At 61.0% G+C, this 25,414-nt stretch carries 26 protein-coding genes and 2 pseudogenes; 13 read left to right on the plus strand and 15 right to left on the minus strand.

Annotated elements, in window-relative coordinates:
• The first annotated feature begins 5 nt into the window (after positions 1 to 5).
• Both QCBJ_RS24570 and QCBJ_RS24575 read left to right on the plus strand, forming a co-directional pair.
• Positions 6 to 623, plus strand: coding sequence for a TPM domain-containing protein (locus tag QCBJ_RS24570; RefSeq protein WP_064055021.1), 618 nt, complete (start codon positions 6 to 8; stop codon positions 621 to 623).
• A 221-nt stretch (positions 624 to 844) separates the two neighbouring features.
• Entirely contained in the window at positions 845 to 2,047 is a 1,203-nt protein-coding gene (locus QCBJ_RS24575; RefSeq protein ID WP_043204940.1) for an SAM-dependent methyltransferase, read from the plus strand.
• A 41-nt stretch (positions 2,048 to 2,088) separates the two neighbouring features.
• On the opposite strand, the gene QCBJ_RS24580 is transcribed toward QCBJ_RS24575, so the two are convergent.
• The 6 genes from QCBJ_RS24580 to QCBJ_RS24605 form a co-directional block, all read right to left on the minus strand.
• Positions 2,089 to 2,988, minus strand: coding sequence for a DMT family transporter (locus QCBJ_RS24580; protein WP_012722707.1), 900 nt, complete (start codon positions 2,986 to 2,988; stop codon positions 2,089 to 2,091).
• Between the two features lie 160 nt (positions 2,989 to 3,148).
• The gene (locus QCBJ_RS24585; protein WP_102061782.1) at positions 3,149 to 5,713 is read right to left on the minus strand and encodes a TonB-dependent receptor; all 2,565 of its coding nucleotides are present in this window, start codon (positions 5,711 to 5,713) and stop codon (positions 3,149 to 3,151) included.
• Between the two features lie 128 nt (positions 5,714 to 5,841).
• Positions 5,842 to 6,810, minus strand: coding sequence for a FecR domain-containing protein (locus QCBJ_RS24590; protein ID WP_012722709.1), 969 nt, complete (start codon positions 6,808 to 6,810; stop codon positions 5,842 to 5,844).
• A complete protein-coding gene (locus tag QCBJ_RS24595; protein WP_102061783.1) occupies positions 6,807 to 7,346 on the minus strand; it encodes an RNA polymerase sigma factor in 540 nt (179 codons plus the stop codon). Before QCBJ_RS24595 ends, QCBJ_RS24590 begins: the two co-directional genes overlap by 4 nt.
• 148 nt (positions 7,347 to 7,494) lie before the next feature.
• Positions 7,495 to 8,367 carry a dihydrodipicolinate synthase family protein gene (locus tag QCBJ_RS24600; protein ID WP_102061784.1) on the minus strand — a complete coding sequence of 291 codons (873 nt, stop codon included), beginning with the start codon at positions 8,365 to 8,367 and terminating at the stop codon, positions 7,495 to 7,497.
• 27 nt (positions 8,368 to 8,394) lie between these two features.
• Positions 8,395 to 9,177 carry an aldolase gene (locus tag QCBJ_RS24605; RefSeq protein WP_046034501.1) on the minus strand — a complete coding sequence of 261 codons (783 nt, stop codon included), beginning with the start codon at positions 9,175 to 9,177 and terminating at the stop codon, positions 8,395 to 8,397.
• Between the two features lie 160 nt (positions 9,178 to 9,337).
• Between QCBJ_RS24605 and QCBJ_RS24610 the strand changes: the two genes are divergently transcribed.
• On the plus strand, positions 9,338 to 9,865 hold the full coding sequence (locus QCBJ_RS24610; protein WP_012722713.1) for a helix-turn-helix domain-containing protein: 528 nt from the start codon (positions 9,338 to 9,340) through the stop codon (positions 9,863 to 9,865).
• 117 nt (positions 9,866 to 9,982) lie between these two features.
• Here QCBJ_RS24610 and QCBJ_RS24615 read toward each other — a convergent pair whose 3' ends face one another.
• Positions 9,983 to 10,999 (minus strand): DUF4917 family protein, encoded by a 1,017-nt coding sequence (locus QCBJ_RS24615; protein WP_102061785.1) that lies wholly within the window; start codon positions 10,997 to 10,999, stop codon positions 9,983 to 9,985.
• 125 nt (positions 11,000 to 11,124) lie between these two features.
• On the opposite strand from QCBJ_RS24615, the gene yiaY reads away from it, so the two are divergent.
• Complete coding sequence (gene yiaY / locus QCBJ_RS24620) at positions 11,125 to 12,273, plus strand: L-threonine dehydrogenase (RefSeq protein ID WP_012722715.1); 1,149 nt, start codon at positions 11,125 to 11,127, stop codon at positions 12,271 to 12,273.
• On the opposite strand, the gene QCBJ_RS24625 is transcribed toward yiaY, so the two are convergent.
• Positions 12,240 to 13,427, minus strand: a complete 1,188-nt coding sequence (locus tag QCBJ_RS24625; RefSeq protein WP_102061786.1) for an MFS transporter — start codon at positions 13,425 to 13,427, stop codon at positions 12,240 to 12,242. The genes yiaY and QCBJ_RS24625 overlap by 34 nt on opposite strands.
• 94 nt (positions 13,428 to 13,521) lie before the next feature.
• Here QCBJ_RS24625 and QCBJ_RS24630 point away from each other — a divergent pair, with 94 nt between their 5' ends.
• The 5 genes from QCBJ_RS24630 to QCBJ_RS24650 all read left to right on the plus strand — a co-directional run bounded on the left by QCBJ_RS24630 (position 13,522) and on the right by QCBJ_RS24650 (position 18,716).
• The gene (locus QCBJ_RS24630) at positions 13,522 to 14,196 is read left to right on the plus strand and encodes an NAD(P)H-binding protein (RefSeq protein ID WP_102061787.1); all 675 of its coding nucleotides are present in this window, start codon (positions 13,522 to 13,524) and stop codon (positions 14,194 to 14,196) included.
• The gene (locus QCBJ_RS24635) at positions 14,196 to 15,104 is read left to right on the plus strand and encodes a LysR family transcriptional regulator (protein ID WP_102061788.1); all 909 of its coding nucleotides are present in this window, start codon (positions 14,196 to 14,198) and stop codon (positions 15,102 to 15,104) included. The genes QCBJ_RS24630 and QCBJ_RS24635 overlap by 1 nt, the downstream gene beginning before the upstream one ends.
• A gap of 89 nt (positions 15,105 to 15,193) precedes the next feature.
• Positions 15,194 to 16,387 carry a CaiB/BaiF CoA-transferase family protein gene (locus QCBJ_RS24640; protein ID WP_012722719.1) on the plus strand — a complete coding sequence of 398 codons (1,194 nt, stop codon included), beginning with the start codon at positions 15,194 to 15,196 and terminating at the stop codon, positions 16,385 to 16,387.
• Positions 16,384 to 17,325: a hydroxymethylglutaryl-CoA lyase gene (locus QCBJ_RS24645; RefSeq protein ID WP_102061789.1), complete on the plus strand. Its 942-nt coding sequence runs from the start codon at positions 16,384 to 16,386 to the stop codon at positions 17,323 to 17,325. Before QCBJ_RS24640 ends, QCBJ_RS24645 begins: the two co-directional genes overlap by 4 nt.
• Before the next feature lie 59 nt (positions 17,326 to 17,384).
• Entirely contained in the window at positions 17,385 to 18,716 is a 1,332-nt protein-coding gene (locus QCBJ_RS24650) for an MFS transporter (protein ID WP_012722721.1), read from the plus strand.
• Here QCBJ_RS24650 and QCBJ_RS24655 read toward each other — a convergent pair whose 3' ends face one another.
• The gene (locus QCBJ_RS24655) at positions 18,717 to 19,205 is read right to left on the minus strand and encodes a DMT family transporter (protein ID WP_102061790.1); all 489 of its coding nucleotides are present in this window, start codon (positions 19,203 to 19,205) and stop codon (positions 18,717 to 18,719) included. It abuts the gene before it with no gap.
• A gap of 69 nt (positions 19,206 to 19,274) precedes the next feature.
• Here QCBJ_RS24655 and QCBJ_RS24660 point away from each other — a divergent pair, with 69 nt between their 5' ends.
• Entirely contained in the window at positions 19,275 to 20,183 is a 909-nt protein-coding gene (locus QCBJ_RS24660; RefSeq protein WP_102061791.1) for a LysR family transcriptional regulator, read from the plus strand.
• A gap of 15 nt (positions 20,184 to 20,198) precedes the next feature.
• On the opposite strand, the pseudogene QCBJ_RS24665 reads toward QCBJ_RS24660, so the two are convergent.
• A pseudogene (locus QCBJ_RS24665) lies at positions 20,199 to 20,318 on the minus strand (type II toxin-antitoxin system RelE/ParE family toxin); the annotation flags it as partial.
• An 86-nt stretch (positions 20,319 to 20,404) separates the two neighbouring features.
• On the opposite strand from QCBJ_RS24665, the gene fos reads away from it, so the two are divergent.
• From fos to QCBJ_RS24680, 3 genes and pseudogenes are all read left to right on the plus strand, one after another.
• Positions 20,405 to 20,815 (plus strand): fosfomycin resistance glutathione transferase, encoded by a 411-nt coding sequence (fos, locus tag QCBJ_RS24670; RefSeq protein WP_102061792.1) that lies wholly within the window; start codon positions 20,405 to 20,407, stop codon positions 20,813 to 20,815.
• Between the two features lie 54 nt (positions 20,816 to 20,869).
• Positions 20,870 to 21,494: pseudogene (locus QCBJ_RS24675) on the plus strand (LysE family translocator).
• A 119-nt stretch (positions 21,495 to 21,613) separates the two neighbouring features.
• Entirely contained in the window at positions 21,614 to 22,141 is a 528-nt protein-coding gene (locus tag QCBJ_RS24680; RefSeq protein WP_005785958.1) for a DUF4142 domain-containing protein, read from the plus strand.
• Between the two features lie 54 nt (positions 22,142 to 22,195).
• Here the strand turns inward: QCBJ_RS24680 and QCBJ_RS24685 are convergent, their stop codons facing one another.
• The 5 genes from QCBJ_RS24685 to QCBJ_RS24710 form a co-directional block, all read right to left on the minus strand.
• Positions 22,196 to 22,621, minus strand: a complete 426-nt coding sequence (locus QCBJ_RS24685; protein WP_102061793.1) for a low affinity iron permease family protein — start codon at positions 22,619 to 22,621, stop codon at positions 22,196 to 22,198.
• Between the two features lie 114 nt (positions 22,622 to 22,735).
• A complete protein-coding gene (locus QCBJ_RS24690) occupies positions 22,736 to 23,236 on the minus strand; it encodes a methylated-DNA--[protein]-cysteine S-methyltransferase (RefSeq protein ID WP_046034510.1) in 501 nt (166 codons plus the stop codon).
• A 491-nt stretch (positions 23,237 to 23,727) separates the two neighbouring features.
• A complete protein-coding gene (locus QCBJ_RS24700; protein WP_046034512.1) occupies positions 23,728 to 24,138 on the minus strand; it encodes a type II toxin-antitoxin system HicB family antitoxin in 411 nt (136 codons plus the stop codon).
• A gap of 22 nt (positions 24,139 to 24,160) precedes the next feature.
• A complete protein-coding gene (locus tag QCBJ_RS24705; RefSeq protein ID WP_102061795.1) occupies positions 24,161 to 24,343 on the minus strand; it encodes a type II toxin-antitoxin system HicA family toxin in 183 nt (60 codons plus the stop codon).
• Positions 24,344 to 24,511: 168 nt separating this feature from the next.
• On the minus strand, positions 24,512 to 25,405 hold the full coding sequence (locus tag QCBJ_RS24710; protein WP_012722732.1) for a LysR family transcriptional regulator: 894 nt from the start codon (positions 25,403 to 25,405) through the stop codon (positions 24,512 to 24,514).
• Positions 25,406 to 25,414: the final 9 nt, after the last annotated feature.

Genomic DNA, 25,414 nt, shown 5'->3' on the forward strand with positions numbered 1-25,414 from the left:
CAACCATGGCATTACTGACTGAACACGAGCAGCGCCAAGTCGCCGAGGCGATCGCCCGGGTGGAAAAAACCACTGACGCGGAACTGGTGACCGTACTGGCCGCTCGCGCGGACGACTACGCCTATATCCCGCTGCTGTGGGCCAGCCTGATCGCCTTGGTGGTGCCCGGTGTGGTGCATTACTTGTCGGGCTACCTGACCATGTACACCTTGCTGCTGGCGCAATGGGCGACGTTCATCGTGTTGTGCCTGGTGTTTCGCCTGCCTAAGGTCACCACACGCCTCATCCCCCGTTCGGTCCGTCACTGGCGTGCTTCGAACCTGGCGCGTCGGCAGTTTCTGGAGCAGAACCTGCACCACACGGTGGGCAGTACCGGGGTGCTGATTTTCGTCAGCGAGGCCGAGCGGTATGTGGAGATCCTGGTGGATGACGGCATTTCCAAGTGCCTGGATGACAGCAGTTGGGATGCGATCGTCAAGGCGTTCACCCAGCAGGTGAAACAGGGGCAGACGTTGGCGGGGTTTATCAGCTGCATTGAAGCCTGTGGCGAGTTGCTCAAGGTGCATGTGCCGGTGACCCAAACCCGTAACGAACTGCCTAATCGCTTGGTTGTACTCGAATAAAAAACTCAACACGGGGCTAAAAATGTGGGAGGGGGCTTGCCCCCGATAGCGGTGGATCAGCCAATAAATCGAGTACTGACACACCGCCATCGGGGGCAAGCCCCCTCCCACATTGGGTTTTGTGTCATCCATTCAGAGCACCGCTGATCAAATAACCCCGTGCCCTGAATCACGATCCCCCCTAAAATGCCCGGCATTCCCTGCCCGAGGCGTTTTTGTTCATGTCTGTCACTGCTCAACCGGATCATCATGCCCAGTTCATCGAACTGCTGAGCGCAAGCCTCGCGCAGAATGCCTTTATCAAGCTGGTGCTGGCCAAATACGTCGGTGACGAGGCTGAGTTGCAGCGGTTGATCATCAAGCCGGTAACGGTCAAGGAGCAGCCGTGCCTGTCCTTCGTCTACCGTTACAAGACCCGCGATATCACCAAGAACTTTCCTTTGGCAGACGGCGTGACGGCGATTGCCGAGCTGCTGCCCGCCCAGTTCAAGAACGCCCACCTGCTGTCGCTGACCGACGAAGCCCAGCTGGAATACAGCAAGAAGAACAAAAGCTCGCTGTTCAAAAGCAAATCGCAGCAACTGCGCGAAGCGCCCTCGGCTGAGCATAACCGCGAGAAGAACCGCTTCCTTGACCTGAGCCGGCCGTTCCTCGCCGACCTGGGTGTGACCGACGCCAAGCAGGCGCTGATCCCATCGATGTCGCGCAAGTGGAAGCAGATCAACAAGTTCATCGAAGTGTTCAGCCATGCGCTGACCTCGTCACCGTTGAAGCTGGACCAGCCGGTGCGCGTCGCCGACTTCGGTTCGGGCAAGGGCTACCTGACGTTTGCGATTCACGACTACCTGCGCAACACCCTCAAGGCCGAGGGCGAGGTGACGGGCGTCGAGCTGCGTGAAGACATGGTCACCCTGTGCAACACCGCCGCCGCCCGCCTGGAACACCCGGGGCTGGTGTTCAAATGTGGCGATGTGCGCAGCGTGGCCCCCAGCGAGCTGGACGTGATGATCGCCCTGCATGCCTGCGACATTGCCACTGACTATGCGATCCACACCGGCATTCGCTCCGGCGCGTCGATCATCATGTGCTCGCCGTGCTGCCACAAGCAGATCCGCCTGCAGATCCAGAGCCCGGTGCTGCTCAAGCCCATGCTGCAATACGGCCTGCACCTGGGCCAGCAGGCGGAAATGGTCACCGACAGTCTGCGTGCGCTGTTCCTTGAAGCCTGTGGCTATGAGACCAAGGTGTTCGAGTTCATCTCGTTGGAGCACACCAACAAGAACAAGATGATCCTTGCCGTGAAGCGCGCCGAGCCGGTGGACAATGCTCAACTGCTGGAGAAAATCCAGGAGTTGAAGGCGTTCTACCACATCACCGAACACTGCCTGGAAACCTTGCTGCGTGCGGAGGGTTACCTGAACTGAGCACCGAGCCCCTGTGGGAGGGAGCAGGCCCCCTCCCACATTTAGACTGTGCTGGGCTTGGTGGCTGGTGCAGGCTGCACCGCCGTCTTGCGCCCCAGCATCACCGTCACGATCACCCCGCACGCAAACACCCAGGTGATCGGCTCGATATGTTCACCAAAGAACAACGCCGAAAACGCGATGGTGAAGAAGATCTGTAACAGCTGGATCTGGCTGACCCGCGCGATGCCGCCCATGGCCAACCCGGCGTACCAGGCAAAGAACCCGAGGAACTGCGAGAACAACGAGACATAGCCAAACGCCCACCACGCGCGCATCGACACCGCGCCTTGATGCTGCGCCGCCAGGTACCACACCGGGCCGATCAACACCGGTGTCGACAGCACCAGCGCCCAGCAGATCACCTGCCAGCCGCCCATCTCCTTGGCCAACCGGCCACCTTCGGCATAACCCAAGCCACCGACAGCGATCGCACCCAGCATCAGCAGGTCACCGGCTTGGATACTGCCGGCCCCGGTGATCAGCGCATAACTCAACACCAACGCACTGCCCAGCGCGGCACAGGCCCAGAAGGCTTTTGACGGCCGCTCGTGGGACAGCCACGCCGCGTACAGCGCCACGCACAGCGGTTGCAGGCCGTTGACCAGCGCGCCGTGGGACGCCGGCAAGGTTTGCATGGCCCAGGCCGACAGCACCGGAAAGCCGAGAATGACGCCGGCGATCACCAGGCACAGCCCGCGCACCTGGCGCCAGGTGGGCCAGCGCTCGCGGCGCCACAGCAACAGCGCCGCCGCCGGAATCGCCGCGAACAACGCACGGCCCAGGCCGTTGAGCAACGGGTGGATTTCCTGCACCACGATGCGGGTGAAGGGCAGGGTCAGGCTGAAGATGATGACGCCCAGCAGGCCGAGGGCCATGCCGGTGTTTTCGCGCGAGCTCATGGGAGGGATCCGAAATCCAGAGGGCTTCAAGGGAAGCCCATCTAGCCACATCCCCCGCAGAGTGCGGGCCTACAGCTGGGTACGGATTTATCCGTACAGTTGAACACCGCGTCGCCTGCATCGCGGGCAAGCCCGGCTCCCACATTGACCGTGCCGGTCTTCAGAAGAAGCGGGTGATGCTGATCTTGGCGTTGCGGCCTTCGCTGTAGACACCTTCGCCGCTCAGCGCGGGCTGGTAGCTGCGGTTGAACAGGTTGTCGACGGTGAAGTTGATTTCGGTGCCTTTGAGACCTGCCTGCTGCGGTTTCCAATTGGCGAACAAACCTTGGGTGTCATAGCTTGGGTTTTCGGTCTGGTCGTAGATGAAGTCGCCAATGGTGGAGTTCAAGCCGCTGGGGTAGATGTCTGTGGGCACGCGATCGGTCTTGCGCACGAACTGGCCCTGCCAACCCACCTGTGCGTCCCAGCTCGGGATCTTGGTACCCAGCACCACCACCCATTTGGCCGGTGGAATATCCCGCGCCCATACGTGCAGGTTGGTCGCCCAGGGGTTGGTGTAGGGGTTGTCGCGCTTGCCTGTGGCCCAGGAGTAAGTCAGGGAACCGAACAGGTAGGTCGAGTCGTAGTAGCTTTCCAGCTCAACGCCCTTGATGGTCATGCCACCCACATTGCGATAGTTGGTCCTGGATGCCGCGTCGCTGCACACCGAACCGATACTGCCCGGCACTGTCAGTTGCCGTTCGCAGCCGATGCCGGTGGCCTTCATGATTTCGTCTTCGATGCGGTTGTGGAACAACGTGGTGCGCAGTTGCAGGTTATCGTCGCGGGTGAAGAGCCCTGAGAAGTTGGTCACGTTGCCCGCGGTAATCGCCGTAATGCGCTCCGGGTCCAGATTCAGGCTGGTGGCGCTACGGGTGCTGATAGGGCCCTGGACTTCGTACTGTTCATCGATCACCGGCGCACGCCACGTGCGGTTCCAACTGGCGAAGAAGGCCACATCCGGGGTCACGTTCCAGAACGCCGCCAGGCGCGGCGACCAACCGGTGTAAGTGCGGTCGCTGTAGTCGTGGCCCACGCGTGGGTCAGGGCTGCTGTAGTACGGCGCATCATTGGCTTCGCCGCGGTTGCGCACATGGTCGTAGCGCAGGGACGGCGTGATTGTCAGGTCACCTAGGGTAATGGCGTCCTGAATATAAAACGCGTTGCTGTCGACCTTGCCGTGGGGCATGAAATACGGCTGGAAATGCCCATAGTTGTATTGGGCGGTGTTGTAGGTCGCGCCTGGCATCCAGCTTTCGGTTTCACGCTTGTGCTTGCGGATCTGCACGCCGGTGGTCACGGCGTGCTCCAGCGGGCCGGTGGTCAGTAGGCTGGTATTGCGCAGTTCGAGGATGCGGTCGGTGTAGGACGTATCCATCTTGCGTCCGCCGGTGGCCAGGCCAATCACGGCATTCGCGGCGCGCTCATCGGTCTGGTCGGTATTGGACTGCGAGTAGCTCAGCTTCAGGTCGATCAGCGGGTTGTCCAGTGGGTGGTATTCGTACTTGCTCGACCAGGTGGTGTCCACCGTGTCGCGGTCGGCCAGAAAGCGCGAGACGGCCGTGGCGTAGCCATAGCGGTCGATGTCCGATTGCCTCGGCGGCGATGGGTAGGATTTAGCCGAGAACGGCGTCATACGTTGGCTTTGGGCGCGAGAGTAAGACAGGCCCATGCTGTGTTCGTCGGTGAAATAGGCGTTGAACTTGAACAACTGGCCTTCGACATCCTGCGCGCTGTTGGGCAAGCGTTTGGGGTTGATCGGGTATTGATTGCGCGGGTCGGGCGGTGTGTCGGCAAGCTTGAGGTCGTCGCCGTCGCGCTGGGTCAGGTAGGCCAGGGCGTCCATGCGGCCGTCGTCGGTGCGGCCATACACTGCGCCGGTGTAGACCTGTTCGTGGGTGTTGCTGGCGTAGCCGTATTTGACCATCGCTCCGGTATTGCGCCCGTCCTTGAGCAGGTCGGATGCGTCTTTGGTGATCATGTTGACCGTGCCGCCAAAACCGCCGTTACCGGTGAATGGCGAGTAAGGGCCTTTCTCCACTTCAATGCTTTTGATCAACTCGGGCTCAATGAAGATGGTGCCTTGTTGATAGCGCTCGAAACCGCTTTTGGCCGCGCCATCCACGGTCATTGGCACATCCTCGGCATCGCCCATGCCGCGGATGTTCATGGTCTGGCCGCCGGGCTTGGGTGAGCCGCCCATGGATACCCCGGGCAGGGTCTGCAACAGCGAAGGAATGTTATCGGGCTGGTAGCGGTCGATATCCGCCTGGCTCAGGGTGGAGCGGCCGACGGTGCTGGAGTCGACCTCGTTACCGGTGCCGATCACGCTCAGGGCATCCAGTTGGATCGCGCCGCTCTGGGTGGTTTTCGCCTCTTCGGGCCTTACCACGTAGGTGCTGCCGATCTTGATCAGGGTGAATTCGCCGTTTTTCAGCAGGTTACGAATCGCCACTTCCGGCGTGAAATCACCGTTGAGCGCCGGCGCTTGCACGTTCTTGAGCAGCGCTTCATCGAACAGCAGCTGGATCTGTGCCTGCTGCGCCACTTGGCTCAGGGACGTGGCCAGCGCCTGGGCGGGTAGTTGGAATGTCTCGGCCTGGGCACTGAGGCTGAACGCCAGGCAAGTGGCGATGAGGGTCGGTCGAAGAAGCAGAAGCGAAGCGTGGCAAGGCGCGCGAAACATGAAATCCCCCGGTGCGGCCAAATGGCCAAAAAGATGTGCGTATCAGGTGCAGACCGGAGGAAGACGGGGCAGGTGAAAAAATCCACACCTGCGAATGCAAAATATTCTCAAGTACGTGTCTTTAGGGATTATTTGCTCGGTTCGATGCGTACGATGCCATCGGCCGACGCCACGGTTTTTACCGGTAGCAACGCGGGCAGGGCATTGAGCAGGGCGTCGGGGTCGTTTACATCCAGATTGCCTGACACCTTCAGGTGCGCCACGGCGTTACTCACCTGCAGCGGTGCCTGGGGGCGATACAGGCTCAACTCATCGATCAGGCTAGCCAGTTCGCGGTTGCGAAACGACAAGTGCCCGCTGCGCCAGTCAGCGACTTCCTCTGCGGGGAGGGTTTGCTGTTGCAACGTGCCTTTGGCGTAGCTGTAGAGGGCGCGTTGCTGTGCACCCAGCAGGCTGACGGGGCTTTTCGCGTCAGGCGCGAAGGCGACCTGGCCATGGGCGACGCTGACCACCAGTTGCTGCTGGCTGCGCCGCACATCGAAGCCGGTGCCCACCACGCGCACATTGGCTTCGCCCGCCTGCACGAAGAGTGGTCGTTCCTTATCGGCGGCCACGTCGATGTACACCTGGCCCTTTTCCAGGTGCACGATGCGCTGGTACGCCGTGAAATCCACCCGCACGCGGGTGTTGGCATTCACATACAAGGTGCTGCCATCGGGCAGTTCCAGCGTGCGCATGCCTTTGGCGTGGCCCGCGACCTGAGTGTGATACAGCGCGCGGGGCGCGCCGATAGGGGTGGCCAACACCGCGCACAGCAAGGCGGCGGCCACGGCCACGGCGGGGCGCCAGACCGACGGTTTGCGCTTGCCCAGCGCCACCGGTTTGTTCAGTTGCTGCAACTGGGCCAGGTCTGCCCACAGCTGCTCGAATTCGGCATAGGCGCGGGCATGGGCGGGCTCGGCTTGCCAGGCGGCGAAGGCTTTGCGGTCGGCACGCCCCGTGTCATTGCGGTTGCGGGCAAACCAGCTGGCGGCTTGGGCATCGATGGAGTCGCTCGCTTCGATGTCCAGGGCGTCGGTGTCGCTCAGGCGGTTCATTCTGGCTGCTCCGTGCCGGGTTCGGGTTGAAGGCGTCGCTTGCAGTGCAGCAGGGCAAACGCGATGTGCTTTTCCACCATGCTGGTCGAAATGCCCATGCGCTTGGCGATCTGCGTTTGGCTCAGGCCTTCGAAGCGGTGCAGCATAAGGGCTTCTCGCCTGCGGGGCGAGAGTTCGGCGAGGACTTCTTTCAACTGTTCCAGGCGTTGCAAGCGTTGCGCGGCGACCATGGGCTCGTTTTGCTCGTCGGTGGCAGGCTCCACGTCCCTGTCGGCCTGATCGTGATGGGCGGTCTGCCGTACCTTCTGTTTGCGCCAGTGATCACGCAGCAGGTTGCGCGCCATCTGGAACAGGAACGCCCGTGGCTGCTCGACCTTGGCTCGGTCGCGGTAGTCCAGCCACTGAGTAAAGACATCCTGGGTCATGTCCGCCGCGTCGCTGGCGTTGTCCGTGCGTTTGCGCAGGAAATACAGGATATCTGTATAAAACCCGCGAAAGGCATCGGCCGACAACGGGTCGGGCTTGGGACGAGACATGGATATCCTTCTTGACGAAGCACGACGTGGAAAAGTCGCGGATTCTATCGAGAATCATTATCATTTGTCTCTATTTATAGGATGTGCTCGATTTAAAATGTGGAAGGGGGGCTTGCTTCCTCCCTCCCTCCCACATTGGCTCGCGGCTTTAACGCAGCAATGTTTTCAGCTGTTCGATTCCGGCCTCGCCCAATGGGAACACCGGCAAACGTGGGTCACCCACCTCCAACCCGGTCAAGCGCAGCCCGGCCTTGATCGTCGCTGGCAACCCGCCCTTGAGGATGAACTCCAGCAAGGGCAACTGCGCATAAAACAGTTCGCGCGCCCTGCCCAGGTCATTAGCCAACACTGCCGCATACAAATCCAGATTCATCTGCGGGATCAAGTTCGGCGCGGCCGTGCACCAGCCCTTGGCACCCGCCGCGAAGGCCTCCAGCGCCAGCGGGTTGCAACCGTTGTAGAACGGCACATCGCTCTGGCGATGCAATTGGTGCATGCGCTGAATATCCCCGGTGCTTTCCTTGACCATGCTCACGTTGGCGACCTGCTTGACGATGCGCAGGATCAAGTCCACCGACATGTCGGTGCCACTGGTGGCCGGGTTGTTGTAGAGCATGATCGGCACGCCAATGCTGTCGCCAATCGCAGCGTAGTGGGCGAGGATTTCCGCTTCGCTGAGTTTCCAGTAAGACGCCGGCAGCACCATCACCACATCGGCGCCATTGGCTTCGGCGTAGCGGGCGCGACGCACGGCTTTGGCGGTGGTCAGGTCCGAGACGCTGACGATGGTCGGTACGCGCCGAGCGATTTTCGCCAGGCTGTAGGCGCTGACTTCATCCCACTCGGCGTCGCTCAAATAGGCACCCTCGCCGGTGCTGCCCAAGGGGGCGATAGCGTGTACGCCGCTGGCGATCAGGCGATCGATTGAACGGCCCAGGGCGTTGAGGTCAATGTGCTGGCCGTCGGCGCTGAACGGCGTGATGGTGTAGCCGATGATGCCGTGAAGGGTGGGGCTGGACATGGACGGTCTCCGGGTAAAAAAAGGCAATCAGTTCAGGCAATCGGCGTGTTGGCGCAGGTTCTGCCGGGCGTAGTAATTGAATGCGGCGCCATGGCGCTTGGGCCGGGAGATCCAGTCATGGGCCTCGCGCCCCAGCTCCGGCAGGATCGGCTTGATGGTGCCGGCCGCCATCGCCAGCAACTGCAACTTGGCTGCGCGCTCGATCAATTGCGCAATCACGCAGGCTTCCTCGATGCTCGTCCCGGTGGACAACTGGCCGTGGTGCGAGAGCAGGATCGCGCGCTTGTCACCCAGTGCCGTGGTGATGATTTCGCCTTCTTCATTGCCCACCGGTACACCCGGCCAGGCCTCCAGAAATGCGCAGTCTTCATAGAGCGGGCAGAGGTCCATGTGCGACACCTGCAGCGGTACTTCCAGCATCGACAGCGCGGCGATGTGTGTGGGGTGCGTGTGGATGATGCACTTCACATCCGGCCGGCCACGGTACACCCAACTGTGGAAACGGTTGGCCGGGTTGGGGATGCCATGGCCCTCCAGGACTTCAAGGTCTTCATTCACCAACAGCAGGTTGCTGGCGGTGATCTCATCAAAACCCAAACCCAGTGGCTGAGTGTAATAGGTGCCCGGTTGCGGCCCTCGCGCGGTGATCTGCCCGGCCAAGCCGGAGTCGTGGCCGTTCTCGAACAGGATGCGACACGTCAGCGCCAGCTTTTGCCGGTCGGTCCACGTATTATCCGCGAGGGTGTTTTGCATCTGGATCAGCGCTTGCTTGACCAGCTGGTCTTTCGGGAGTGCTAATGTCTTGGCCATATCGGTGTCCTTTGGGTGGTTCAATGGACGTCTTGGTTTGCTGTCTCCCGCTGCTCGCAAGGTCGTTGGGTGAACGCAAATGACACTAAAGATGCTATATGACACATTGTGTCATTAGCAAGCACAGCTCATCGCTTACTGCATGGATTAATCGCAGCGCATGTCTATCCGTTTGAAATTATTGAGAAAAAAACTTGGCGTGACCTTGGAAGCGCTGGCTGAAAAGTCCGGCATGACCAAGAGCTACCTGTCCAAGGTCGAGCGCGGGCTCAACACGCCGTCGATTGCCGCCGCGTTGAAACTGGCCAAGGCGTTGAACGTGAAGGTCGAAGAGCTGTTCAGCGAAGACAGCGTGAGCCTCGACAGCTACAGCCTGGTGCGCAGCCATGAGCGGCCGGACACCTCACCGGGTTACGCCGTGCTGGCCCATCAGGTCAGCGAGCGCAGCCTGCTGCCGTTCATCATCTACCCGCCGGCGGAGTTCACCGACAAGACCTTCAAGGAGCACGTGGGGGAAGAGTTTCTGTTCGTGCATGAAGGCCAGGTGGAGGTGGATTTCATGAGCGAACGGGTGATCCTGGAGCGTGGCGACGCGCTGCACTTCAATGCGCAGAAGCCTCATCGGTTGCGCTCGGTGGGGGCGGTGCAGGCGCAGTTGCTGGTCGTGGTGCACAGCACGGAAGACTGACGTCGCTCAATGTGGGAGCTGGCTTGCCTGCGATAGCATCAGCTCGGTTCAACTGACAGACCGAGGTGCCTGCATCGCAGGCAAGCCACACACATTGGATCTAAGTCGCCCGAAAAATCAGCGTTCGACGGGGACTGACAGTGCTGGATTGCCCAATGGATGCGTCCGCCCCGCAAAAAATTTCAGCTCCACCCCAGAGCCATCAAACAACTCCGAATACCGCCGCTTCTGCTGACGAATAAACCCGTCAGTGCGCCCCGACACCGAGATCGCCAGCGTCGTCACGTTGGCCTGGAGAATCGCGTCCACCAGATGCTTGTCCTGCGCCCCCAAATCATGGCCGAAGACGCACAGCGCACCTTCATGACTCAGCAACTGCTCATAACAGAACGACAGGTAATCCGAGCTGCGGATGGTCTTGAGCTTCTCTTCCACCTTGCCCTCGCTGACAAACAGCGGCACGTCATCCAGGGTCTTGAGGGTGTTGTTGATCGCAAAACTACTGAGCAAGGTACTGTCGGTGGTCGGCAATTTGCGCGCGGTGCCATCCAGGTTGCGCACCAGGTGCAGGCCCCCGTGCAAGTACAAAATGCGCGTGGTGTCGGTACGGGTATTGCGCAGATCGAAGCTGGCGTCGGCGCTGCGGAACAAGTCGTCGATGCCGGGGGCATGCAGGATCGCCCAGTAGTTCAGCAGGTCGTAATTGGTGGTAAACACCGTGGGGTAGTTCGCCAGCTCGCTGTTGATCGTCGCCAGCGTCGACGGTTGCACCAGGCGCCATGGGATATGCACGGTGTGGATAGTATTGATCAACGCTTCCTTGATCGCGTAGTAGCGATTGCGCGGTGCCGCCGAGCTGACCGCCAAGGCCTTGTTGACCCGGCTGGTGGTCTTCAACGCGCCCAGGGCCTGCTCGAAACTGCGGGTCTGCAGGGCGTCGAACACGCTGAGTTCGGATTGACTCAGGGGTTTCTCTTCGACGGTGCGGGCGTTTTCGAACAGCGAGTCGTAGGCGAAGTCTTCCCAAATCGTGCGGCTTGCGCCGTTGCCGATCAGAATCCCGCTGAAGTCGAGGGTCGCGCGCAGTGCGCTCCAGTCTTCAAGGTGGGCGTCAATATCCTGGAAATCCTTCATTGCGGCGGGTCTACTCGAAATCGGCTGGACGGTGACTTTATCACGGGTTGGCGTTGATCCTGATCAAGATGCCGCAGGCAAGTGAGGTGGATGCTGTAGGCATAAACGTCATCCGAGGATTCGCCATGAGCAGCACCTTCTTCATCCCCGCCGTTAACATCATGGGCACCGACTGCCTCGACGAAGCCATGATCGCCATCCGCAACTACGGCTTTCGTAAAGCGTTGATCGTCACCGACGCGGGCCTGGCCAAGGCCGGTGTGGCCAGCATGATCGCCGAGAAACTGGCGATGCAGGACATCGACTCGGTGATCTACGACGGCGCCAAGCCCAACCCCAATGTGGATAACGTCGAAAAAGGCCTGGCGTTGTTGCAACAGAGCGAGTGCGATTTTGTGGTCTCCCTGGGCGGCGGCTCGCCCCATGACTGCGCCAAGGGCATCGCCCTGTGCGCCACCAACGGCGGGCATATCGGCGACTACGAAGGCGTCGACCAGTCCAGCAAGCCACAGCTGCCACTGGTGGCCATTAACACCACCGCCGGCACCGCCAGTGAGATGACCCGCTTCTGCATCATCACCGACGAAACCCGCCACGTGAAAATGGCCATCGTCGACCGCAACGTCACGCCGCTGCTGTCGGTCAACGACCCAAGCTTGATGGTCGGCATGCCCAAGGGCCTCACCGCCGCCACCGGCATGGATGCACTGACCCATGCCATCGAAGCCTATGTGTCCACCGCCGCCACACCGATCACCGACGCCTGCGCCATCAAGGCCATCGAGCTGATCAGCGCCAACCTGCGCCTGGCGGTACGCGACGGCAGCGACAAGGTCGCGCGGGAAAACATGGCGTATGCGCAGTTCCTTGCCGGCATGGCCTTCAACAATGCGTCGCTGGGTTTCGTGCACGCCATGGCCCACCAGTTGGGCGGTTTCTACGACCTGCCGCACGGCGTGTGCAACGCGGTGTTGCTGCCCCATGTGCAAAGCTTCAACGCCAGCGTCAGCGCCAAACGCTTGAGCGACGTGGGCCGTGCGTTGGGTGCCGACATCAAGGGCGTCACCGACGAAGAGGGCGCCCAAGCCGCCATCGCCGCCATTCGCAGCCTGGCCCATGATGTTGAAATTCCCGCCGGATTGCGGGAGCTGGGCGCCAAGTTGCAGGACATTCCCTTGCTGGCGACCAATGCGCTCAAAGATGCGTGTGGTTTGACCAACCCACGGCGGGCGGATCAGCGTCAGATCGAGGAGATCTTTCGCAGCGCGTTTTGATCCGACCGGCAGCGGGCGACGCACATTGATGCGGCGCCTGCCAACGCCACACATAAAACGGCTAACGGCCACGCCTGCGGACTCACCAGCAGGCTCGCCATGCCGCCGATCAATGCGGCCATCAACTGATGCATAAAGCCGCTCAAGGCCATGGCATAGGAGCCGTTCACCGGCGATTCATCGTTGGCCACGGATAAACTGATCGGGTAACTCATCGACTGCCCCAGCACGGCCACGCAATACGGTAGCCACAGCAGGATGGCGAGCCCGCCAGCAAACACGCTGCCCAGCAGCATCACGGCCGTCCCCGTCAGAACCAGGGCCACGCCCCAGCCCATCATCTTCAGCCGCCCCGTGCGAGCCACGAAGCGGTTGACTATCAATGCCCCCGCCAGATACGCCGCGCTGATTGGCCAACCCAGCCAGCCATATTGCGCTGCGCTCCACTCGAAACGTCCTTGCAGAATCAACGGTGCGCAGGTGTTGAAGGCGATGATCACCCCATAGCCCAGGCCACCGGCCAAGGCTGCATGCAGAAACGGCGGATGCCGCACGATCGTGGCGTAAATGCGCCAGGCGGATGCACAAGCGTCGGCTTTCACCCGTGCCGGGAACATCACTCGCTGCAACACCAGCATCAACATGACCGCGCCAATCGCCAACCCGTAGAAGATCGCCTCCCAGCCGAAGATCACCTGCAACAACGACCCAACGAATTGACCGATGCCCAAAGCGATCACGAACGTCATGCCCAGCCACGACAACCCTTTTGCAAGCAATGCACCGCTGAAGCTGTCACGCACCAACACCCGCGCCATCACCGAAACACCGCCTGCCCCCAAACCTTGAACCAGCCGCAACGACAGGAAGACTTCAGCGCTGGACGCCGAGGGGATCGCCGCACTCGCCAACGCGTACACGGCAAGCGCCGCCAACAGCACAGGCTTACGCCCAAAACGCTCGCCCAGGCTGCCCCACAGCAACATCGGCAACGCCATGCCGACCAGGTAGATCGCCAGGGCCAGCGCGACGTGCTCTTCAGCCGCCGGGAGGGCGCGGGCGATAGCGGGGACAGCGGGCAGGTAGCTGCTGATGCCGACTTGGGCGAGGAAGGCGGCGCTGCAGGCCAGGGCGAGGGTGGTGGTATTGTTCAAGGGCAGGCTTTTCCTTTTTCAGCGGTAAACTACAAGCTGATAGTGTGTTTGTCTCTAACGTGCGGCTAATCGTTTGTAACCAAGGAACCAACCCATGAGAGTTCTGTTATTCGGCGCCACCGGCATGGTCGGCCAGGGTGTTCTGCGCGAGTGCCTGTTGGCCGCTGACGTTCAGGAAGTCGTCGCCGTCGGCCGCACGGCCTTGACCCAGGAGCACGGCAAGCTGCACCAGGTGTTGCACGGTGACATGCTGGATTTCCAGCCCTTGGAGAACCTGTTGCAAGGGTTTGATGCGTGCTTCTTCTGCCTCGGTGTCTCATCGGCAGGGATGAATGAAACCAAATACACCCACCTCACCTATGACCTGACACTGGTCGCCGCCAGCACGCTGGCGCGGCTCAATCCGCAGATGACCTTTATCTACGTGTCCGGCGCCGGGACCGACAGTTCCGAAGCGGGCAAGTCGATGTGGGCGCGGGTCAAGGGCAAGACCGAGAACGCCTTGCTGCGCCTGCCGTTCAAGGCGGTGTATCTGTTTCGGCCGGGGGTGATCCAGCCGTTGCATGGCGTGCGGTCGAAGACGCCGTTGTACCAGTCGTTCTATTCCGTGCTCGGTCCGTTGCTGTCGTTGGCGCGTCGGCTGAAACCGGGCTGGGTGGTGAGTACCGAGACGGTGGGGCGTGCCATGTTGCAGGCGGCCAGTCACGGCGCACCCCAGCCGGTGGTGGAACAGGCCGAGATCAACCGGCTGGCCAGCGAGCGTCGCTGATGCTGCACAAGAGCCTGGTACGTCGGCTGGACCTGATCACATTGCAGCTGTTCGTCGCGGTGTTTGAGGAAGGCACGCTGACCCGTGCCGCCAACCGTGAAGCCATTGCCGTGTCGGCCGCCAGCAAGCGCTTAATGGAGTTGGAGCAGGTGCTGGGCGTCAGTCTGTTCGTGCGGCGTGCCAAGGGCATGGACTTGACGGCGGCTGGCGAAACCCTGTTGCACCATGCGCGACAGATGCTGTTCAACGTCGAGAAGATGGGCCTGGAACTGGGCGAGCATAGTCACGGTGTGCGCGGTTATGTGCGGATGCTGGCCAATCTGTCGGCGATCATTCAGTTCCTTCCGGAAGACTTGCGGGACTTTTCTGAATCGCACCCCGAAGTGAAAACCGACCTCGAAGAACGTCCCAGCAATGGTGTTGTGCAAGGCGTGCTGGATGGCGTGGCGGACCTGGGGATCTGCTCCAGCGACACCGACACCAAAGGCCTGCCCAGCGTGACTTATCGCCACGACAAACTGGTGGTGTTGATGCCGAAGGATCATTCGTTGGCCTCCCGCGAAAGCCTGGCCTTCGCCGAAACCCTCGACAGCGATTACGTCGGCCTGCACGCCGCCAGCTCCATCAATATGCGCACCCACGCCGCCGCGCGTGAGGCGGGCAAGATGCTGCGCCTGCGCATTCATGTGCCGGGGTTTGATGCGATGTGCCGGATGGTCCAGGCGAATATGGGCATCGGTGTCCTGCCGCAGAAGGCCTATGAGTTGTTCGGCCGCGCACTGGGTTTGCATGCCGTGCCGCTGACGGATGACTGGTCGGATCGCAGCTTGATTCTGGTGGTGCGCGACGAGGCGCAGTTGTCACCCGTGAGCCGGTTACTGTTCGATTATTTGAGTGTTCGCGTTTAGCGAACGCTCCTTGCCAACTGACGGTTGGATTTCTCCTGCGCCGCGCCTCTAGTCTTGGCAGCACATTCCAAAAACAAGAGGTACACCCCATGACGGCTCCCCTGAGCGGTATCAAGGTGATCGAGATCGGCACCCTGATTGCCGCACCGTTCGCCGCCCGGCTGATGGCCGAGTTTGGCGCCGAGGTGATCAAGATTGAAGCCATGGGGCAGGGCGACCCACTTCGCAAATGGCGAAAGCTGCACGAAGGCACGTCACTGTGGTGGTACCTGCAATCGCGAAACAAGAAGTCCTTGGCGCTGGACCTCAAGTCGCCGGAAGGCCTGGACCTGATCAAGCAATTGCTCGGTGACGCCGACGTGCTGATCGAAAACCTGCGCCCCGGTGGCCTGGAAAAACTCGGCCTCGGCTGGGACGTGTTGCACGCCCTCAACCCCAAGCTGACGCTGGTGCGCATCTCGGGCTACGGTCAGACCGGCCCGTATCGCGACCGCCCCGGCTTCGGTGCCATCGGCGAGGCGATGGGCGGCATCCGCTACACCACCGGCAACCCGGACTCGCCGCCGGCGCGGGTCGGCGTGAGCCTGGGGGATTCCCTGGCCTCGCTGCACGGCGTGATCGGCGCACTGATGTCGCTGCTGCGGGTCAAGACGGGGCAGGGCGACGGGCAGATTGTCGATGTGTCGTTGGCCGAAAGCGTGTTCAACCTGATGGAAAGCCTGGTGCCGGAATACGACATGCTCGGCCATGTGCGTGAACGCAGCGGCGGCGCCTTGCCTGGCATTGCGCCCTCCAATACCTACCTGACGGCCGACGGCGCCTATGTGGTGATCGCCGGCAACAGCGACCCGATCTACAAGCGCCTGATGACCACCATTGGTCGCGCCGACCTGGCCGAAGCCCCCGAGTTTGCCCATAACGATGGCCGCGCCGCCAAGAGCGGGTTGCTCGACGCTGCGATTACGCACTGGACCAGCAGCCTGCCCATCGAGCAGGTGCTTAGCGCCCTGGAAGCGGCTGAAGTGCCCGCCGGGCGTATCTACTCCGTGGCCGATATCGTCAGCGACCCGCACTACCAGGCGCGTGACATGTTGCTCAATGCCGAGCTGCCGGGCGGTGTGTCGGTGAAGATGCCCGGCATCGTGCCCAAACTCTCGGAAACCCCCGGCGGCGTGAACTGGCAGGGTCCGTCCCTGGGGCAACACACCGACGAAATTCTCGGCAGCCTGGGCCTGGCCGGCGCGGATATCCAACGCCTGAAAACCTCGGGAGTGGTGCAATGATCACAGACTATTCAGACCCGCTGATCGTGCAGGAAGTGTCCCCGCGCGATGGCCTGCAAATCGAGCCGACCTGGGTCGAAACGCAGGACAAGATCGCGTTGATCGACCAGCTTTCCCTGGCCGGCTTCTCGCGGATCGAAGCAGGCTCGTTCGTCTCGCCCAAGGCCATCCCGGCATTGCGCGATGGCGAGCAAGTGTTCCAGGGCATCGAGCGCAAGCCGGGTGTGATCTATGTGGCGCTGATCCCCAACCTCAAGGGCGCCCAGCGTGCCATCGAGTCCCGCGCCGATGAGTTGAACCTGGTGATGTCCGCCAGCCAGACCCACAACCTGGCCAATATGCGCATGCGCTGTGAGGCGTCGTTGGCGGCGTTTGGCGATATCACACGCTTTGCCGCCGACCACCCGGTAAGGCTCAACGGCAGTATCGCCACCACCTTCGGTTGCCCGTTCGAGGGCAAGATCGCTGAAGACCGCGTGCTGCAGATTGTCGAGGCGTACCAAGCGCTTGGAATCACCGGCATCAGCCTGGCCGACACCACCGGCATGGCTAACCCGCGACAGGTCGAGCGCCTGGTCAAGCGCGTGTTGCAGCGCGTGTCCGCCCGCGATCTGACCCTGCATTTCCACAACACTCGTGGCCTGGGTCTGTGCAACGTGCTGGCGGCTTATGAGGCCGGCGCCCGTCGTTTTGACGCAGCGCTCGGTGGGTTGGGCGGTTGCCCGTTTGCGCCGGGGGCGTCGGGCAACATCTGCACTGAAGATTTGGTCAACCTGTGCGAGGAGGTCGGGATTCACACCGGTATCGACCTGCCGCACCTGCTGCACATGTCCCGTCGCTTACCGGCCCTGTTGGGCCACGAACTGCCCGGGCAGGTGGCCAAGGCCGGGCGTAATTGCGACCTGCATGCCCCCCCGGCCTACATCGCCGCGCTGTAACACAGCACCAGACAACAAAAACAATCGGGCGCCAATGAGCAGCCCGCTGGAGAGAAAGCATGAGCACTAATACGTTGGAGGCCGGCGTGCGCCCGGCCGCTGAAATCGATGCCGAAAAAGCCCTGGTCAGCAAGGTCGCCTGGCGCCTGATGCCGCTGATCATGGTGTGCTACCTGTTCGCGTTTTTTGACCGTATCAATATCAGCTTCGCCAAGTTCCAGCTGCAGGCGGACCTGAGCCTGAGCGACACCGCCTATGGCTTGGGCGCGGGGTTGTTCGTGGTGGGTTATGTGATCTTCGAAGTGCCGAGCAATATGATGCTGTACAAGGTCGGTGCCCGGCGCTGGATTGCGCGCATCATGATGTCGTGGGGCCTGGCGACGGCGGCGATGGTGTTTGTCACCGCCGAATGGCAGTTCTATGGCCTGCGCTTCATCATCGGTGCGATGGAGGCGGGTTTCGCGCCCGGCGTGCTGTATTACCTGACGTTGTGGTTCCCGCAGCACTTCCGGGGGCGTATCACCTCGATGCTGTTCCTGGCGTCGGCGTTTGCGGGCCTGGTGGGCGCGCCGTTCTCCGGCCTGGTGCTGGAGCACCTCGACGGCGTCTTCCAGATGCGTGGCTGGCATTGGCTGTTCCTGCTCGGTGGCTTGCCGTGCATCGGCCTCGGGTTCCTGGTGCTGACATTGCTCAAGGACCGTATCGAAGACGCCCATTGGCTGACGCCGGCGGAGAAGGCCTTGCTGGCCAGCCGTATCGCCAAGCATGAGCCGAACCCGCATGGAGGCTCGCTGCTGTCGGCGATCCGCATCCCTGGATTCCTGATGCTTGGGTTTATCTACTTCCTGATTCAGGTGGCGTCCTACGGCCTCAACTTCTGGGCCCCGCAACTGATCCGCAGCGCCGGCACCCAGAGCCCGGTGATGATCGGACTGCTCACGGCGATTCCTTATGTGTGCGGTGCCATCAGTATGGTGGTGATCGGGCGACTGTCGGATGCCACCGGCGAGCGGCGCAAGTTCGTCTGCGGCCTGGTCGTGCTGGGGGCGGTGGGCTTCTTCTGTGCGGGCATTTTTGCCGACCACACCACCTTCCTGATCATTGCCCTGGGCATGTTGGGCGCGGGCATCATCGCCTCGATCCCGACCTTCTGGACCCTGCCTCCCAAGTTGCTGGCCGGTGCCGGGGCAGGCGCGGCGGGCGGTATTGCGGTGATCAATACCCTCGGGCAGTTCGGTGGCATCGTCAGCCCGGTGATGGTAGGGCGGATCAAGGACCTGACCGGCAGCACCACCCCGGCGCTCTATGTGATCGGCGTATGTGCGCTGTTGGCCGCGGCGCTGTTGTTGTGGGGCCTGCCACAAAAGCTGCGCACCCTCGATAAGGGCTGATCAGCCAGCGGTCGCCAAGGCGCGGGCGGGCGTGGTGCTGAACTGAATCAACGCTACGCCCCCGATCAACAACAACGCGCCAAGAATCCGGGGCGTTGTCAGTTGACGCTCCACCAGGCCGAACAGGCCAAAATGATCAAGCGCCAGCGAGGCCAGAATCTGCCCGGCCATGGCCAAGGCGATAAAGCCCGACGCGCCGAGTTTGGGCAGCAGTATCAACGCCAGGGAAATAAAGCACACGCCAAACGCGCCGCCCGCCCACATCCACAGCGGCGCCTTGCTGATAAACGCCAGGCTTGGCAACGGCAAGCGCAGCGCCATCATCACCGGCAGCAACACGAGGATGCTCACCAGCAATGACGCCAGCGTGGCCCACAGCGGGTGACCCAGCCCGCGCCCGAGGTTGGCGTTGATCGCACTCTGGAACGGCACCACCGCTCCGGCGACGACCGCCAGTGCCAATAATCCCAACCAATGCAACGTGGTCATTTTTGAATCTCCCAGAGGTTTTGCTGGACTCTAGGCTATTCGTCGCGCAAATTTAAATTCCAAGTTCTTATGCCGAGCATGCAGCTGATGAATGATCTGCGCCGCATCGACCTCAACTTGCTGGTGATTCTTGACGCCTTGCTCAGCGAGCAACAGGTCACCCGCGCCGCCGAGCGTTTGCACCTCAGTCAACCGGCGGTCAGTCATGCGCTGGCGCGCTTGCGTGATCTGCTCGGTGATCCGCTGCTGGTGCGTCAGGGCGGCAGGCTGGTGCCAACCGCTCGCGCGCTGGAGCTGGCCACGCCACTGGCTGAAGCCCTGGCCCAGGTACAGGCCTTGCTGGCGCCCAATCGCTTCGACCCGGCGTCGGCCAAACGCCGGTTTCGTCTGGCGATGTCTGACTACAGTGCGGCGATTTTCCTACCTGACCTGGTGCGTACGTTGCGCCGTGAAGCGCCGGGTATCGACCTGCAGATTATCCAGGCCAGCCGCGAAGGCATGATGGATGGGGTGCTCAATGGCGACCTCGACCTGGCGGCGGGGGTCTTCCCCGACATGCCTGCCGAACTGCGGACTACGCCGTTGTTCGACGAGCACTACACCTGCCTGGTGGACCGCAACAGCCTGCCGGCAAGTGGCATATTGGACCTGCCCACCTACCTGTCACGTCCCCATGTATTGCTGGAAATGCGCGGCAGTGGCACGCCGGAAATCGAACGGGCGCTGACAGCGATTCGTCAGCGTCGGCATGTGGCGATCAGCCTGCCGCATTGGGGTGTGGCGCCGCAGTTGATTCAAGGCACCGACCTGATTCTTACCGTGTCGTCGCGTGGCTTGCTGAATATTGATCACGCGCACTTGCTGGCCGTACCGCCGCCGTTTCATATTCCGTCTTTTGCGTTTGAGCTGGCATGGCACGCAAGGCGGGGCGGGGATGCGGGTTTGCAGTGGTTGATTGGGCGGGTGCAGGGGGGGTAAGTGATTGAACATCCGCTACCAGGATGCGGGCGGCTGGCGCCGCGTATGGAAAATCCGCATGACTTGTAATCGTCCCTCTCGGACACGGTACGGAACGATGTAGGGCCATCGAGGCATAACCCTCTCGCGTGTTCCAAGTGCAACATACTACATCGTCACCGCGACCATGATTTGCCCCGTTCGTGAGGGGGTAGCGTTCTGAACGTGAAAAGGATATTTCCATGCTTTGCGGCTTCAACCACCTGACCCTGGCTGTCACCGACTTGGACCGCAGCGTCCGCTTCTATCATGAGTTGCTGCAACTTCAGCTGGATGCCACATGGGACACCGGCGCGTACCTCTCGCTGCCGGGTCTATGGCTGTGTCTCTCACTCGATCCACTGCGCGACGCCAAGCCGGCAGCCGATTACACCCATTATGCGTTTACCGTCGCGGCGGCTGATTTCACCGCGTTGGTCGCACGCCTGCGAGCAGGTGATGTGCAGGAGTGGCGTGACAACCGCAGCGAAGGGGCGTCGTTCTATTTTCTCGATCCCGATGGCCACAAACTCGAAGCTCATGTCGGTGACCTGGCTTCACGGCTGCGGGCCTGTCGTGCCAAGCCCTATGCGGGAATGAGGTTTTACCCTTAGCCTGGGAAGGTGCAGAATTCCCGTACCTCTTGACCCTCTGTTTGAGTCGCGCCCATGACCCCATCCTTGTTACTCGCCGTCCTCTCATCTGGATTTATCTACGGTATTACGCCTGGCCCCGGCGTGTTGGCTGTGTTCGGCATCGGCGCCGCCCGTGGTCGCCGCGCAGGGGCGGGTTTCCTGTGCGGGCACTTGCTGGGGGATGTGGTGTGGTGCTCGACGGCATTGATCGCCATCGTTGGCGCGCGGGAAGTGGGCAGCAGTGCGTTTGATGTGCTCGGCGTGCTCAGCGGCCTGTACTTGTTCTGGCTCGGCTGGCGTGCGATTCGCACTCAGCGTCGCAGCGGCGATACACCTCAGGGCGCGGCACGGCATTCTGTTCGGCCTGACCAACCCCAAGGCGTACCCGGTGGCTGTGGCGACGTTTACGGCGTTGCTGTCCAGCCGTGCCGAGTTGCTGACCTGGTCGATGCTGCCTTCGCTGATCTTCCTGAGCTTCATCGGCGGCGTGCTGGCCTACGCGATCCTGATCGGCGTGGTCGGTGCCCAGCGGGTGCGCACGGTGTATCAGCGGCACGAAATCCTCATCACCCGGCTCTGCGGTGTGATGTTCATCGGTTTCGCCATCAATGCCCTGGCGCACGCGTTGCCAGGCCTGTTCGGCAGCAAACCCACCTGAATTGAGGACGACCGTTCGTCGCACTGGCGAGTTTTTTCTAAACCTTTGCCGCGCATAAAATTCGAATCCAGGGCGGGGTGTGTTCCCCCGCACTTATTTTTACCCTGGAGGAACCCATCATGAGCCGCATGGCTATCCGGTTACGCACCGCCAGTTTCGCGATGCTGCTGGGCCTCGGCGCCAGCAATGCTTTCGCCCAGTCACCTGCTGAATTCATCGAGCAGGCTTCGGCCAAAGGGATGGCTGATATCGAAACCAGTCGCATGGCCCACGCCAAAACCTCGTCCCAGGAAATCAAGGACTACACCATCGAGGTGATCAACGAGCGCACCCTAGCCAACCAGCATTTGGCGGCCATTGCCAAGAAGCTCGACCTGCCGGTGGCGCCGCGCGAGAAGATCGTAGATAAAGCCGAAACCCTGATGCCCGAACTCAAGGACGGCGACTCCTTTGACGCCGCCTACACAGCGCAACAGGTGAAAGAAAACGAAGACGCTATCGCCCTGTTCAAAAAGGAAGGTGCAGCGTCGGATGTGCCGGAAATAAAGGCCCTGGTGGATGAGACGTTGCCTAAGTTGGAGGAGCGTCTGCAGAAAGCCCGCGCATTGGCCTCGACTTACGGCAAGGGTCATCAAGGCGACGGTTGAGTCTGTCACCTGAACTGAAAAACGGCGGTTGGAGCTTCTCCAACCGCCGTTTTTTCATGCCTGGTTCAAATCGGTTTTGATCGGCGCGGCATCGTCGACCTGCTCGCCGCAACTGCTGTTGAGATTGACGTTGCCCGTCGCGCCGATGCTGCGGTATTCCTTGCGCAGTTTCTCCAGTTCTTTACGGTCCAGCCCATCCAGGCTCAACACCGCATTCTGCGCATCCTTGGAAACGCGCAGCAGTTCATCGATCTTGATATGCAGGATGTCGTTGTCGCGGTTTTGCGTGTTCTGGATCAGGAACACCATCAGGAATGTGATGATGGTGGTTGAGGTGTTGATGATCAGCTGCCAGGTGTCGTTGTAGTGGAAATATGGCCCGCTCAGGCTCCACGCCAGGATCAACGCCATCGCCGCGTAGAACGTACGCGGGCTGCCTGCCCAACGGGACAGGGACTGGGAGACTGCAGAGAATTTCATGACCGCTTTTCCTTTGGAAGGGGGGTGATGAAAGAGTGGACCGCAGCGCGTCTTTGAAATTTCTTTTTACATTTGGCGTGATGAGCAACGTGGAACGTTTTGTCGTTAGCGACCTTAAAAAGCCAATTGCGCCTGGCCGGTGCCTTCCAGTGCCAGCAAATACTGCTTGGCTTGCAACCCTCCGGCGAACCCGGTCAGCCCGCCTGATGCACCAATCACCCGATGGCACGGCGCAATGATCGAAATCGGGTTACGTCCATTGGCGGCACCTACCGCACGTACGGCTTTCGGCTTGCCGATCTGCTGCGCGATCTGGCTGTAGCTGCGGGTTTCGCCGAACGGAATCGTTAGCAGCGCCTGCCAGACCTGTTTCTGAAAGTCGGTGCCCGAGAAATCCAACTCCAGCTCGAATTGGTGGCGGGTACCGGCGAAATATTCCTTCAGCTGGCGCTCGGTTTCCAGCAGCACCGGGCTGTCATTGGCCTCGCGCAATTCACCCAGGCGCACACGGTTGGCGCGCTCGTTTTCCCACAGGATGGCGCCGAGTCTGCCGTTGCGCGCCACCAGGGTGAGTTGGCCAACGGGGGAGGGCATGAGCGTGTATTCGTAAGGCATGGGCGTAATCCGTGACTCTGTATGGCGCCAGTATCCGTCTTGCGTACCTTGGGGAAAACTCGTTTCTTGCGATGGAATTCTACACGGGCTAAAAACGCCAGTGAATCCAGTTGCCTGACCCATAGACCCAGGAAACCAGGAAGACAAACCAGATTATCGAGGGCGTTGACAGTGCGACCACTGAGCCTAGGTTGAGTAGAGCAATGATGGCCGCGCCGATTGTCAGGCCTCGGCTGGCATGTTGCCTTGCGTACCATGCGCCATAGAAGGACCCGGCAACGGCCGCTATCGATGCAACGCGTCCCAGGCCAAAAGGGATCGGCGTCAGTGGGAGCAGTAGCGGGATTATCAGCACTAACCCCACGACTTTTCTAAGAACCTGCCTCGACGTTTTTTGTCCACGCGGGAGCATTCTGCTGTGTCCTGTGGCTGGGTAAGGTGCTTGCGATGCTGATAGGCGAACGATGAAGCCTCTGTAGGGATTGGCTTAATCAATGTTCCTGCTGAAGCACTTTCAGCGCCGCTGACGCCAGAAACCCCGAACGGCTTTTTTCTTCCGGGTGGTGCAGCACATAGTCGTCGATGCGGTTCAGCAGATAGCCGGGTAACGTGATGTTGAGCTTCTGCGCCTTGCCCAGGTACTTGGTGACATCAATGTCCACTACGGCCCAGGTGCAGCCTGCGTATTGAGGGTTGGCGGCATGTAAAGTGACCTTTTGCGCACTGGGAATCGGTGCACCGTCTTCGGCGAGGATCTCGAAGTGGCCTTCAATGGCTTCGCGGGCCATGGCCATGGCGTCGTCCAGGTCGTCGCCGGCGGAGTAACAGCCGGGAATATCCGGTACCTCTACGCCCCAGGCGTGATCGTTGTCGCCGGTTGAAATCGCAATCGGGTAAAGCATGTTTGTTGTCCTCCACGGACGATTAACTCAGCAGCGCCTGTTTCAAAATGCTCTTGGCTGTTTTGTCCAACAGGTCCTTCTTCGGATGGGGAATCGTCGCCAGCCCCGGCTGTGTCGGGTGCTTGAAGTGGTGGTGACTGCCTCGTATGCGCGCCAGGTACCAACCGTCCGCAACAATGTGGCCTATCAAATATCGGCTATCCACAACACCTCCTTGTGGTGTGTGTTGGTGGTGACTATAACCACTGATTTGGAATTATCAATACTCTACCTACCAGCGGTCGATGACCGGCATTCTGGTAGGCGGTAAAGGGAGTGTATGAGCGCCTCAGAATGGCGCCGGAGATAGGTATTGCGGGGTTTTGCTAAGGCGTTACCGAGTATGTAGCGTCTGTGCAATGACGGCGAGAAACGCATCCACCAGCACACTTTTTGTTTCAGTTCGGGTCAGAGCCAGCAACTTTGCACACGCATCCCCCTCCACCAGCGGCCTGTATGTCACGCCTTTATTCATCAGACTCTGCGTGCACGCCGGTACCAATGCCACACCTTGACCGGCCGCCACCAGTGCAATGATCGATGTGATCTGCCGCCCGGTCGGGCCGGGGCGCATGGGTTGGCCGTGGTGTCGGTAAAGCTGTTCGATGGACTGGTTGAGCCCCGATCCATAATCCGCTGGAAACAGAATCAACGGGTAGGCACTGAGCTGCGCCAGGTTGACGCTCGGCTGACTGGCCAGCGGACTGCCACTGGACACGGCGGCCACCAAGCGTTCTTCGCCCAAGGACAGCGCTTGCACCTCGTCGCTCTGTGGTAACAGGCGACTCAGCCCGATATCCAGCCGACCGTCCGCTACCTGCGCGCCCAGGCTGCCTGAGGCACACTCCACCAAGGTCAACTGCACATCGGGAAACCGCAGGGCAAACGCCTGGATCGCCTGGCTGAACAGATCCGACAACGCGATCGAGCTGACATACCCCAGCGCCAGCTGCCCGGCAGTGCCCGCCGCCAGCTTGCCGGCGATCACTTGCGCCAATTCCACCTGCTCCAGCACGCCGCGTGCGTAGGGCAGGAATGAACGACCTTGAGCGGTGAGGGTGACGGTGCGGCTGGTGCGATCAAACAGCTTGAACCCCAGCTCGGTCTCCAGCGCCGAAATCTGCCGCGTCAGCGGCGGCTGCGCCAGGTGCAGCCGAATGGCCGCGCGACCGAAGTGCAGTTCTTCGGCGACGGTCAGAAAGTAACGCAGCTTGCGTAGGTCGAGCATCCTGGTCCT

It is taken from the genome of Pseudomonas sp. QC2 (genome assembly GCF_002859085.1).
In the GTDB taxonomy this organism is placed as follows: Bacteria; Pseudomonadota; Gammaproteobacteria; order Pseudomonadales; family Pseudomonadaceae; genus Aquipseudomonas; species Aquipseudomonas petroselini.

What these genes read in the sequence shown, in the direction of transcription:
- QCBJ_RS24570 (WP_064055021.1), top strand. Translation starts at nt 6, where the DNA reads ATGGCATTACTGACTGAACACGAGCAGCGCCAAGTCGCCGAGGCGATC.
- QCBJ_RS24575 (WP_043204940.1), top strand. Translation starts at nt 845, where the DNA reads ATGTCTGTCACTGCTCAACCGGATCATCATGCCCAGTTCATCGAACTG.
- QCBJ_RS24580 (WP_012722707.1), bottom strand. Translation starts at nt 2,988, where the DNA reads ATGAGCTCGCGCGAAAACACCGGCATGGCCCTCGGCCTGCTGGGCGTC.
- QCBJ_RS24585 (WP_102061782.1), bottom strand. Translation starts at nt 5,713, where the DNA reads ATGTTTCGCGCGCCTTGCCACGCTTCGCTTCTGCTTCTTCGACCGACC.
- QCBJ_RS24590 (WP_012722709.1), bottom strand. Translation starts at nt 6,810, where the DNA reads ATGAACCGCCTGAGCGACACCGACGCCCTGGACATCGAAGCGAGCGAC.
- QCBJ_RS24595 (WP_102061783.1), bottom strand. Translation starts at nt 7,346, where the DNA reads ATGTCTCGTCCCAAGCCCGACCCGTTGTCGGCCGATGCCTTTCGCGGG.
- QCBJ_RS24600 (WP_102061784.1), bottom strand. Translation starts at nt 8,367, where the DNA reads ATGTCCAGCCCCACCCTTCACGGCATCATCGGCTACACCATCACGCCG.
- QCBJ_RS24605 (WP_046034501.1), bottom strand. Translation starts at nt 9,177, where the DNA reads ATGGCCAAGACATTAGCACTCCCGAAAGACCAGCTGGTCAAGCAAGCG.
- QCBJ_RS24610 (WP_012722713.1), top strand. Translation starts at nt 9,338, where the DNA reads ATGTCTATCCGTTTGAAATTATTGAGAAAAAAACTTGGCGTGACCTTG.
- QCBJ_RS24615 (WP_102061785.1), bottom strand. Translation starts at nt 10,999, where the DNA reads ATGAAGGATTTCCAGGATATTGACGCCCACCTTGAAGACTGGAGCGCA.
- yiaY (WP_012722715.1), top strand. Translation starts at nt 11,125, where the DNA reads ATGAGCAGCACCTTCTTCATCCCCGCCGTTAACATCATGGGCACCGAC.
- QCBJ_RS24630 (WP_102061787.1), top strand. Translation starts at nt 13,522, where the DNA reads ATGAGAGTTCTGTTATTCGGCGCCACCGGCATGGTCGGCCAGGGTGTT.
- QCBJ_RS24635 (WP_102061788.1), top strand. Translation starts at nt 14,196, where the DNA reads ATGCTGCACAAGAGCCTGGTACGTCGGCTGGACCTGATCACATTGCAG.
- QCBJ_RS24640 (WP_012722719.1), top strand. Translation starts at nt 15,194, where the DNA reads ATGACGGCTCCCCTGAGCGGTATCAAGGTGATCGAGATCGGCACCCTG.
- QCBJ_RS24645 (WP_102061789.1), top strand. Translation starts at nt 16,384, where the DNA reads ATGATCACAGACTATTCAGACCCGCTGATCGTGCAGGAAGTGTCCCCG.
- QCBJ_RS24650 (WP_012722721.1), top strand. Translation starts at nt 17,385, where the DNA reads ATGAGCACTAATACGTTGGAGGCCGGCGTGCGCCCGGCCGCTGAAATC.
- QCBJ_RS24655 (WP_102061790.1), bottom strand. Translation starts at nt 19,205, where the DNA reads ATGACCACGTTGCATTGGTTGGGATTATTGGCACTGGCGGTCGTCGCC.
- QCBJ_RS24660 (WP_102061791.1), top strand. Translation starts at nt 19,275, where the DNA reads ATGCCGAGCATGCAGCTGATGAATGATCTGCGCCGCATCGACCTCAAC.
- fos (WP_102061792.1), top strand. Translation starts at nt 20,405, where the DNA reads ATGCTTTGCGGCTTCAACCACCTGACCCTGGCTGTCACCGACTTGGAC.
- QCBJ_RS24680 (WP_005785958.1), top strand. Translation starts at nt 21,614, where the DNA reads ATGAGCCGCATGGCTATCCGGTTACGCACCGCCAGTTTCGCGATGCTG.
- QCBJ_RS24685 (WP_102061793.1), bottom strand. Translation starts at nt 22,621, where the DNA reads ATGAAATTCTCTGCAGTCTCCCAGTCCCTGTCCCGTTGGGCAGGCAGC.
- QCBJ_RS24690 (WP_046034510.1), bottom strand. Translation starts at nt 23,236, where the DNA reads ATGCCTTACGAATACACGCTCATGCCCTCCCCCGTTGGCCAACTCACC.
- QCBJ_RS24700 (WP_046034512.1), bottom strand. Translation starts at nt 24,138, where the DNA reads ATGCTTTACCCGATTGCGATTTCAACCGGCGACAACGATCACGCCTGG.
- QCBJ_RS24710 (WP_012722732.1), bottom strand. Translation starts at nt 25,405, where the DNA reads ATGCTCGACCTACGCAAGCTGCGTTACTTTCTGACCGTCGCCGAAGAA.